Origin of the sequence: Pseudomonas sp. RIT-562, assembly GCF_026241895.1 — a bacterium.
Lineage (GTDB): Bacteria > Pseudomonadota > Gammaproteobacteria > Pseudomonadales > Pseudomonadaceae > Aquipseudomonas > Aquipseudomonas mandelii_F.
This window is the reverse complement of the sequence record NZ_JAPJIV010000001.1, coordinates 598,962-610,092: the sequence shown is the minus strand read 5'-3', so window position 1 is coordinate 610,092 and position 11,131 is coordinate 598,962. Positions and strand designations below refer to the sequence as shown.

At 51.2% G+C, this 11,131-nt stretch carries 7 protein-coding genes; all 7 read left to right on the top strand.

From position 1 onward, the window contains the following. On the top strand, nucleotides 1-190 hold a 190-nt coding region (locus ORL50_RS02730), incomplete at its 5' end, for a hypothetical protein (RefSeq protein ID WP_266009680.1). Nucleotides 191-204: 14 nt separating this feature from the next. Then, on the top strand, nucleotides 205-1,347 hold the full coding sequence (locus ORL50_RS02725; protein WP_266009679.1) for a hypothetical protein: 1,143 nt from the start codon (nucleotides 205-207) through the stop codon (nucleotides 1,345-1,347). Beyond that, on the top strand, nucleotides 1,348-2,793 hold the full coding sequence (locus tag ORL50_RS02720; RefSeq protein ID WP_266009678.1) for a pre-toxin TG domain-containing protein: 1,446 nt from the start codon (nucleotides 1,348-1,350) through the stop codon (nucleotides 2,791-2,793). A 526-nt stretch (nucleotides 2,794-3,319) separates the two neighbouring features. Then, the gene (locus ORL50_RS02715; RefSeq protein ID WP_266009676.1) at nucleotides 3,320-3,679 is read left to right on the top strand and encodes a hypothetical protein; all 360 of its coding nucleotides are present in this window, start codon (nucleotides 3,320-3,322) and stop codon (nucleotides 3,677-3,679) included. A gap of 582 nt (nucleotides 3,680-4,261) precedes the next feature. Then, a complete protein-coding gene (locus tag ORL50_RS02710; RefSeq protein WP_266009675.1) occupies nucleotides 4,262-5,827 on the top strand; it encodes a sigma-54 interaction domain-containing protein in 1,566 nt (521 codons plus the stop codon). Nucleotides 5,828-5,875: 48 nt separating this feature from the next. Further along, a complete protein-coding gene (locus ORL50_RS02705; protein ID WP_266009674.1) occupies nucleotides 5,876-9,256 on the top strand; it encodes a DEAD/DEAH box helicase family protein in 3,381 nt (1,126 codons plus the stop codon). An 8-nt stretch (nucleotides 9,257-9,264) separates the two neighbouring features. Next, entirely contained in the window at nucleotides 9,265-11,121 is a 1,857-nt protein-coding gene (locus ORL50_RS02700; RefSeq protein ID WP_266009673.1) for a DNA recombination protein RmuC, read from the top strand. The last annotated feature ends 10 nt before the right edge of the window (nucleotides 11,122-11,131 follow it).

Here is an 11,131-nt window from a genome sequence, read left to right as displayed (position 1 = left end):
TACTGTATCAAAAATATACGAAAGCGAATTGCCTGATGTAACGTCTAATTCCGAGTCAATTGCAACCATGGGTAAAGAGTTTAAAGTAGTAATGTACGCCACCCATACAATATCGGATGGAACAAGTACTAACAAGGAACAAAAAGTCTGCATGTCGTTTGGGGGGGAGTGCATTTTAATATCCCATTAGAGATTGGGGTTCTCATGAATCGACGATTAGTTTTACTCTGCTCAGCAGTTTTGCTATCGCAGCCAACTCAGGCCGGGTCTGATGAAGATAAGGTTGCCGCGGATATTGCATTGAAGTCAGCTGAAGCTTATGCGAAAAATCAAATGGCTGAATATTTTAATAAAACAGTCGCAACAACGTTACCTGTAGGCGTGGGAACAACAATTTTTTCATCAATCGACTTAGGCACGGCAGCATACGATTTTTCGCGAGCTGATAACGACAAGCAACGTGCATATGCTGGCTCAAGGGCTAGTTTAGCTGCATATACACTACTGGGAGGACCTGCGGCACCTGCACTTGCCGCGGCGCTTCTTGTTGCATCGGTACTTGAAGCAGGTATGCAGGCCGGTCATCAAGCAAAAATGCTGGAAATATATAACGATATCCAAGACAATTATACACGAGTTATAGAAATTCAAAATATTAGTAATAACGTAGCATGGATCAATCTAAGATATTTAATAGCAACGTCTACGGGGTCCTTGGGGGCATATAGTAATAGCTTGGAGTATTTTCGTAAAAACTGCGCAGATACGAACATTGTAAAAAACCTTGAAGATCTTGATGCATGTATTTCAGCTCTAGGCAGGGCGTTATTTTCGATGCAGCTGTTTATTGACTCTGTGAATGGAATTGACTCATGGGGTGGCAGTAATAAGCCTTTATCTGGCTTGATAGGTAAAGTTCCTGGGCTTGATATAGAGGATTTACATAAAAAAAGATCCCAAGCGGAGTCTGTACTTGTTGAGGCTAAGGATCGATACAAAGTGGCAATTGATTTTTACTCAGTTGCAGTTGCAGATTTACTCTACAAGGAAGGAATATCGCAACCACCGTTTTCAACCGAAGAGTGGATTAGAATGACCTGCACGGAAGCAGCGATGGAGCATGCTCGAGAAGGCGCAAAATTGATATTGCAAAGAGACGCCCTAAATGAACATATTTCTACATTGCAACTAAATGCTTATTTGCGAGGAGTGGAATCATTTCAGCACTCTATGTGCATGAGTTCTGAAGTAATTGACCCCTCCTCTACTTATTTTTCAAGAATCAATATATGGAACTCCATAATTTCTGGAAATGTGAGTAGGTTAAATGCTAGTCCGGAGAGCTAGATGATGGGCGCCATAAGGTATTCAATTTCAACAATGCTGATGTATGTCGGGCTCACGGTTTTAGCGTTGATGGGAGACGGTTTTAATCGAGTACACGCTGCTGAAAATGCTCAGATAGTTGATTTGGCAGCAATGTCTTTGGCTGACATAGAAAAGCTTGTTGCGGGACAAATTGTCACTTTTCGAGCGTTTGATGGAAAAACATATCAGGCGGTTTATTCGGGTGAGCGTAGAAGTGGAGGAGAAAATGAGCCCGATAGATTTATGATGCAGGGAATTGTCGAAGTAGATCCTGATACATCTAAACCCATAGAAGGAAATGGTACTTTAGAATCTGAGAATAAACTTTCCGCGGGAGCTGGCGCCGCTTTGGGTGCAGCATTTACAACAATGGCAGGTTATATTGCAGTTCCTCCAAGCATGCGAGCAGAATTAAAAGCGCGTGAAATGGCATTTCAGGAAGCAATAGCAAAACACCAATTTCAACTTAAACTATACTCGCAATCTATTGTAGACAATTTAAAACAAACTAGTGACGCATTTGCGCAGTTGAAGTCGGTCGCAAATGGCACTGTTTTTGTCTCTCCTTCATATACTAATACTAATATTACAGGAGTTCCAGATTTTTCAAGCGCCCCTTGGGATCTAAAAGTTTCTTTAGAGTCCTCATATGTCGCACTCACTTCAATTAATCCAGCCTCCTATGCACATGCGCAAATTAAAGCTACTGGTATCATAGCTATAAATGAAGCGCAGAAGAATCTGCAGGAGGGAAGGGTTGATGACGCTCGGGCCGCTGGGCAACTTGCGGAGTCGGCCGCCTATATATTAATGAACTCTGTGGATTTAATCATAGGATTGAATCCAATGACGGCAATGGCTCGTGATGCAACCGAACTGATAACAGGCCGAGACTTGCTAACTGGGAAGATGCTAGCAGAAGGTGAGTTATGGATGAGAGGAATATCGCTAGGTGTCAGCTTGGTATCGGGGGGAGCGGCTTCAACAATTAGCCAAGCTCTTTCGCGCATTGCACCTACGGTAAATGCGGCAACTAGTGTTAGAAATCTGCTGAACCATACTATGCAGATTAGTAAACACATTAAAATGCGCTGGTGGCGAGTGGACGGCATGGGCGAAGTAGTCACCGACACTACAGTACGTGACTGGGCATTTGATGCAATCACAAAAGGGAAAGCATATTGGGATACCAAGGAACGAACTACTGCGTTCTTCATTCAGAGAGGAGACGAATGGATGCAACTCGCATTGGACGTAGAAAAAGGAGTTGCCGTAACCGTAGTGCCCAGGAAATTGACATATGATTTCGACAAGGTTATCAAAACTGATCAGGGGCTGGCGAAAAGATTTGTCCCGTTCGATGAAGTGTCGCTGCCTACAAAAGAAACAACTGAAGTAATAAAAATCTATCTGCCAGGAAAATAAAGAGTATTTTCGACTAGCGCTGAAAGCCCGAGGCAGAAACGAGCCTAGGTTGCCGCTCGATAGAAATCATCATTGGACAGCAGGTGTCGTTTGATGCGAAAAGATAAGTTATTGATCCATTCTCTTTTCCATGATAATCGAATGCTCGGCTAGGTAAACTCATCCCGAAATTTTGTGTATTCAAGGGGAAAGTAAAAGCCTTCTGTGGTGATCGAAGACGGGACACGCAACAGTTCGACGCCACCTTTAACTGCCACTGACTCAATGATATCCATTAGCAAACGCCCTATGCATCTGTCCAAATTAACACGAGCGCGACAGACAGTGCCCGAGGAGGAAGGTGTAGGAAATCGCAACACTCTGATCATTGCGTGGTTTTGATATGCGAGGAAGCGATCGAGAAGGACTCGTGTCAGTTTTATGAACTACGCTGCCTGCTTCCTATCTACGCAAGGCTAAGGGCATAAGGGAGCTAAGCGTTACCCTTGCCTACTCACCAGCAATTCGAACCACCCGGCTAGATCATTTGGCGACTCAAATCAGTTACCGTCTGGTCAAAGGTGAGTCCCTTGAGTTTCTCCAGAAGTCTTTCAACTACGAAAAACAGGACGAAGAGAAGACTCGTAATGATGACGCTGTCCCTAACCGTGATATTTCGGCGCAGCTCAGAAGTCGACGAACCGTGCAATCCTCCAGATGGATCTTCAAGCAGCGTAATCCTGCCGATAAATGGTTTGTTGTGGTCATTCGTCCGGATAGGGAGTGGAACCACCCCGATGTGCTCGATATGGAGCCTTATGCATTGGTCGTGGCTGTGCGGACCGTGATAATGAACGTCCGCAACTTTATACAGAGATCCAGGCCACCATCGCTCAACAAATACTAGCTCGCGAGCAAGTGCGTCAGGAATCTCGACAGCAGGTAAAAGTCTGGGCCCCCTACAGCTCAAAACGTCTGCTGCTCGGATTTGGATTAAATCAGCGAGATGTCGGTCTTGATGATTCAAGACCGGCACCATGCTCCGGTCGTGTCACTAAAGCGTGGCCATCCCGCCTATCTCGACGGCGGGTATCTGTCGTGAATTTTCCGCTTATCATCTTTTTTGCAAACGATACATACCAAGAATTTTTGCGGGTTAATGTCACCGCCGACGTCGTACTCATGTTGCCAAGCGTGTTGTCTTAGGTAGCGGCAGCAAAAACGCTGCCACTTGGTCGGGGTTGGTGAGTCTGGTGACATTTTGAGCTGGCTCCCTGAGGTAATGACTCCATTAGCATGAATGGGAGCTTGAAGAGGCACAAGGAGCGGATTCTTCGTTCAATTTCTGGTCGTTCTTGTACCGAGAATACCGTCGCTCTTCAGCTAAGTAGGTTCGGAGCACGAGCATTCAATGTACTGTGCTCATCTCGTCAGCCATAAGCCTATTGTCGCCTTCAGGTCGGGAGCCGCATCGAGACCGAACGCACTGATGGTTTATTATTTGAGCCGCAATTCAGAAAAAAATCTTCCCCTCATGCTAATCGGCAAGAGGGAGGCCGGGAGTACAGGGACAGTGGTGAAAAAGCATCGCGTTTTGATCAGTTGGATTGGCGGTAATGATCTCAAGGCAGTTTCAGGCAGTGAGTCGGGCCCGATTCTGTCCACGCTAAAAGCTGTACCTGCCGATAGTCTCCAGTTGCTTTGCTCGTATCCCACGGAGCGCGTTGAGCCCTATCTTGCTTGGCTCCGCGAGCAGATCGATGTGCCAATCACGGCGTATTACGAAAAATTGTCTTCCCCCGTCCATTTCGGGGAGATCTACCAGGCAGCTAATCAGCATTTAAAGCGTCTAAGTGTTCCAGGTGCCCAGTTGTCTATCCTGCTCAGCCCCGGCACACCTGCTATGCAAGCGGTGTGGATTCTTCTGGGCAAGACTCGCTACCCGGCAACTTTTTACCAATCCTCACTTGAGCAAGGCGTTCAGCAAGTTGAGGTGCCCTTCGAAATCGCGGCTGAGTATGTCCCGGCGGTCAATGCGATCAGCACCAATAAGCTCGTTCAGCTTGCAGGGCTAGACGTGCCAGTGGATGCTGCCTTCGACAGTATCGTCTCGCAAAACGAGCGCATGCTGGCGCTCAAGGCGCAGGCGCAGATCCTGGCGCTGAAGCAGGTTCCGGTACTGATTTACGGCGAAACCGGCACCGGTAAGGAGTTGTTTGCCAGAGCAATTCACAATGCGGGGCCGCGCTCTGCGGAGCATTTTGTCGCAGTCAACTGTGGTGCCATTGCGCCTGAGTTGATCGATTCCACATTGTTTGGTCACAAAAAAGGTGCATTCACGGGGGCAGTGGCAGATCGGGCGGGAGTTTTTCAGCAGGCACACGGCGGTACGCTATTTCTGGATGAATTCGGGGAACTGACGCCAGATGTGCAGGTGCGCCTCCTGAGGGTGCTACAGGAAGGCACCTTCACCCAAGTGGGAGCGAGCCAGGAACTCAAAGTTGATGTGCGACTGATCACTGCGACTCACCGCAATCTAATGCAGGAAGTTGCACAAAGCCGCTTCCGTGAAGATTTGTTCTACCGCATCGCCGTTGGCGTTTTGCACCTCCCGCCTCTCAGGGAGCGGGAGGGCGATCTGCTTTTGCTCTCTGAGAAGGTGCTGTCTGGTATTACTAGCCAAGACCCCAGTCTCGGCAATAAGAAAATTTCCGCAGAAGCAAAAAATCTTATCCTTCATCACCCTTGGCGTGGCAATGTCCGTGAGCTGCAATCCACGTTGCTCCGAGCTGCTCTATGGTGTCGAGGTGATCTGATAGCCGCTAGCGATATCGAACAGGCGCTGTTCAAATTACCTCAAACGGAGGCCGATTTATCGGTCGCTGATGTTTCGCAAGGTATTGATATACAAGACATAATTTCGTCAATCGCGGGCCGATACATACATAAGGCGCTGGCGATTACTGGGCACAACAAAACTCGGGCCGCCAGTCTGTTAGGCCTTAAAAGCCAGCAAACGCTAAGCAACTGGATGGAAAAATACGGCATCGAATAAAACTGGCACGGTCCTCGCTATAGGATCGATATGGACAGAATAGCCTTTATGAAATCACTTAACTTCGAGTTCCTTCGCACCGGCAACCAACTGCTGGCCAACTTGGCTGGCCTTGCTGAAGCGGTGCTGCACATCGATCCGGGCAGCGCCCTCACCCGGTTGCGCAGCTTTGCCGAAGAGCTGACCAAAACCATCTACAAAGAAGAACTGCTGCCGCGTATGCCGCAGTCGAGCTTCTATGAGCTGGTGAAAGACTCCGTGTTCAATGATTGCGTCAGCAAATCGCTGGTTTATCAGATTAACTTCCTGCGTATTCAGGGTAACGACGCTGCTCATGGTGGCGAGGGCGATTTGCGCAATGCCAAGCTGGCTTTAAATGCAGCGCATGAGCTTGCCAAGTATATGGCTGTAAAGTACTACGGCGTTACTCAGGCGGCGCTGCCGGAATTCATTGAGGTCAAGGATCCGACCGCTGCGCTGAGTCAGCTTCAGCAATCAGTTTCCAGCTACGAGAAAGAACTGCAGAAGCAGCAGGAAGAGCTGCAGCGAGTTATGGACAAGCTGGAGCAGGAGCGCACCCGCAACCTCGACAAGCTGGACCAACCTGCCAAGCCAGATCAACAAAAGCGTCAGCAGCAGAGTCAGAAGGTTGCCGACAGCCTGCAATGGAATGAAGCCAAGACCCGCGCACTGCTGATCGACGCCATGCTTCTGCAGGCCGGCTGGGATGTCAGTAACCCGGCTCAGGTCGGCCATGAGGTGGAAGTCGACTTCCCCGGAAACACGTCCGGCAAAGGGCGTGCGGATTACGTGCTATGGGGTGACAACGGTCAGCCTCTGGCCGTGATCGAAGCCAAGAAGTCCGGCAATGTCAGTCTGCAGGCAGGGCGCGAACAAGCTCGTATGTACGCCGACGGCTTCGAGCGCATGGGCATGCAGCGACCGGTGATTTTCTACAGCAACGGCTACGAAACCTTCATCTGGGACGACAAGCAGTACAACACCTATCGCCCGGTGTACGGCCTCTACAGCAAGGACAGCCTTGAATACCTGAACTATCAGCGTCAGTACCGCATCGCCGAGCTGGAAAAGCACAACCCCGAGCTGAGCATTGCCGACCGGCCCTACCAGATTGAAGCAATCAAAACTGTTGCTGCGCACTTCCAAAAGCAGCGCCGCAAGGCGCTGATCATCCAGGCCACCGGGACAGGAAAAACCCGTGTGGCCATTGCCTTGGCCGAGCTGCTTCTGCGCACTGGTTGGGCCAAACGGGTGCTGTTTCTCTGCGACCGTAAGGAGCTTCGCGTGCAGGCTGATGAGGCCTTCAAGCAGAATTTGCCTAGTGAGCCGCGCTGCGTGATCGGTGAAACCAACAAGGTGGATCAAACCGCACGCATCTATATCGCAACCTACCCGGGCATGATGAACCGCTTCGCTCAGCTCGATGTGGGCTTCTTCGACCTGATCATTGCTGACGAGAGTCACCGCACCATCTACAACAAGTACCGCGACCTGTTCGATTACTTCGACGCCCTACAGGTTGGCCTCACCGCCACTCCGGTGAAGTTCATCAGCCGCAACACCTTTGATATTTTCGACTGCGAAACCACCGATCCAACTTTCGAGTTCGGTTTGGATGCCGCGATCAACAACGAGCCCCCTTATCTGGCACCGTTCCGTGTACGTGACCTCACCACCGACTTCCTGCGCGACGGAATCCATTACAACGACCTAAGCGATGAGCAGAAGCGCCAGTTGGAAGATGACCTCGGCGAGGAGGAGGCCAAGCGCACCACCATTGCCGGCAAGGACATTGGTCGCAAGATTTTCAGTGAGGACACCGATCGCATTATCCTGGAAAATCTGATTAACAACGGCATTAAGGATGAGACCGGTTCACTGGTCGGCAAGACCATCGTCTTCGCCCAACGCCAGGACCACGCCGAGCATCTGGAAAAGCTCTTCTGCAAGCTCTACCCGCAGTATGGGGCCAAGGTTTGTAAGGTCATCCACAACGACATTCCGCATGTGGACACCCTAATCAAGGAATTCAAGAAGCCGGGTAACCACTTCCGCATCGCCATTTCGGTAGACATGCTCGACACCGGTATCGACGTTCCGGAAGTGGTCAACCTGGTATTCGCCAAGCCTGTCAAATCCTGGGTCAAGTTCTGGCAGATGATAGGTCGAGGCACGCGTCTGAGGCCTAATCTGTTCGGCACTGGTAAACATAAAAGCGAGTTCCTGATCTTCGATCACTACGGCAACTTCGATTTCTTCGAGCAGGATTACCAGGAACCGGATGACACAGGCGGCAAATCCCTGCTGCAAACCACCTTCGAAGCTCGTCTGGAGCTTGCCCAGGCCGCACTCCGTCAGAAACATGCAGCAGCGTTCGACGCAGCCATTGAACTGCTACGTGCAGACATCAATGACCTGCCGGAAAACAGCGTGGCGGTGAAGCGCGAACTCCGTGTCGTCCACCAGTTGCAGCAAACCAATCTGCTGCAACAGTTCGATGCTAAAACCCAGCACCTGCTCAGCAATACTATTGCCCCGCTGATGTCGGCCCGGGTGCTGCGCGACAAACACGCCACGGCGTTGGACAAGTTGATTGCTGGCATTCAGCGTTGCCTGGTCGAGAAGGCCAGCTGTTTCGATGATGGCAAGATCATCCTGCTGGCCGAGTTGGACAAGCTTGCGGTCAACATCCAGGCCGTGCGTCAGAAGGATGTGCTGATTGCCGAAGTGCGCAGCGCCGGTTTCTGGCAGAACCCGAGCATCGACAAACTGGAAAACGCGCGCAAAGAACTTCGCGGCATCATGAAATACCGGCAAACAGGAACCAGCACGGGGTACGGCATAGACACCACCAAAACCAGGGATGACAACGTGCAGGGCGGGGAGCGAGCGGTGTACATCGCCGGTGCCAGCGAAGCGATGATCTATCGCCGTCGCCTCAAGGACATTCTCGACGGCATGCTCGCGGCTAATCCGATCCTGCAGAAAATCCACAAGGGCGAACCCATTGCCGAACCGGAGCTGAAAACGCTCACGTCTACCATCCTCACGAGCCACCCTGGCGTCAGTCTGGAAGTACTCAATGAGTTCTACGGTCGCACGGCCGATCAGCTGCACCTAACCGTGCGCGAGATTATCGGTCTGGATGCCCAAGCCATCGAGGAGCATTTCAAGAGCTTCCTCCATGCCCATCCAAGCCTCACGGCCCAGCAGGTACGTTTTATGAACCTGCTTAAAAACTACATCGCTCAGCACGGCAGCATCGTAGTGGAAAAACTCTACGAACCACCGTTCGACAGCATTTCACACGAGGGTATCGACGGCGTCTTCGCACCTACTGATGTCACCGAGTTGGTGGCAGTGCTCAAACCCTTTTTGCGCGGTACTACCCCGCCAAGTGCCCTCTAGGAGCAATTATGCTAGCCAGCCAATGGACGATGGAAATTATCGTGATCAGCGCAGTGCTCGCCATTGCCAGTGCCGTGATTGGCTACTTCATCGCGGCCCTGCGGCAGGGGCGGCAGTTCAGCATGCTGACTGCGAAGCTAGAACAGGCACAGCAAGGCCAAGCGTCTGCTGATGCCCAACAGACCGCACTGCAAGGCCAGCTCAAAGCAGAAGAGGCGCAATGCCATAACCTTCAGGTGGAGCAAGGCAAGCTGCAGACACAGCTGCACGCTGCAGCCGATACAGCGACACGCCTCTCTGCTGACCTGCTAACAAGCAAAGACACAGGCGCGGCATTGCAGCTGAAACTGGAAGAGGCGAACCAACATCATCATGAGACGGCCAAACGCTTGGAAACGGCCCAGGCTGAACTGCGGGGCTTTCAAGAGCAGGTCGCTGAGCTGCGAGAGCGGCTTACCGCTGCAGAAACGAAAAACGCGTCCATGCAAACTGAGCGCGACGGTCTGAAGGACGAGCTGGCGAGCGAAGGCAAACGGGCTAAGGCGCTAGAAACCTCCGAACGAGAAGTGCGCGAGCAACTTGCAGAGGCCAAGCAAACGCATGCCCAGCAGATAGAGTCTTTCAACCAGTTGCAGGAACGTCTGCATAAGCTCGGTTCCGACCATACCGAGCTTAAAACCACCCTACAGAAACGCGAGGAGCACTTTCAGGAGCAGATGACCCAACTGTCTGACACCAAGAAGTCGCTCACCCAGGAATTTGAAAACCTGGCCAACAAGATCTTCGAAGAGAAAGGCAAGACATTCACCCATACCAGTCAGACCAGTATCGACGGTCTTCTCAAGCCTTTTCGCGAGCAGATCGAGGGTTTCCAGAAACGTATCAACGACGTGCATGACGCCTCTCAGCAGGGCAACACCAGCCTCAATGGTGAAATCAAAAAGGTTCTTGATATCGGTCTGCAAATGAGCAAAGAGGCCAATAACCTCACCTCAGCACTCAAGGGCGACTCGCAGCAGCGAGGCGCTTGGGGTGAAGCCCAGTTGCGCAGGACGCTTGAAATGAGCGGGTTAATCGAAGAAGCACACTTCGAGGTACAAAGCGCCTTTAAGGATGCCGAGGGTAGAAGTAAGCAGACCGATTACCTGGTAAAAATACCGGATGGTAAGCACATCATTATCGACAGCAAGGTGTCACTGAACGCTTATGATCGCGCTGTCGGCGCTGAGTCACCTGAGGCGTACCAGCTTGCTATGGCCGAACACATCAAAGCCGTGCGTAAGCATATCGATGACCTTGCATCCAAGGACTACACCAATCTCGTTGGCATGCGCAGCCCCAGCTTCGTGCTGATGTTCATGCCAATTGAGCCGGCCTACATCGAGGCCATGAAGCATAATAAAGACTTGTTTGAGTACGGATACAAGAAGGGCATCGTGCTGGTCTCACATACCACCCTAATTCCCATCCTGCGCACGGTTTCCAACCTTTGGATGATCGAACGCAGCAACGCCGAGGCGCGGGAAATCAGCGAGAAGGCTGGCGAGATCTACAACCAGGTCTGCACTGTGGCTGAGCGCCTCGGTAAGTTGGGTGGCACGCTTAATACCGTCAGCAACCACTACAACGAAACCGTCAAGGCTCTAGCCGGTAAGCAGGGTCTCTACGGCAAAGTTGAGCGTTTCAACAAGCTCTCAGCCAAGGTCAGCAAAACCTTGCCGGCGCTCGAGCCTGCTCACATGGACTTTGAAAGCGAACGGCTGTCACTGATTGTCGAAGCCATCGACGAAGCTTCGGAGCCCACTGAAGCCATGCCGCTACTCGCCCAACAATCATCCGAAGATGAGCTAGCTGTCCAGCTCTAATCTCCAAATT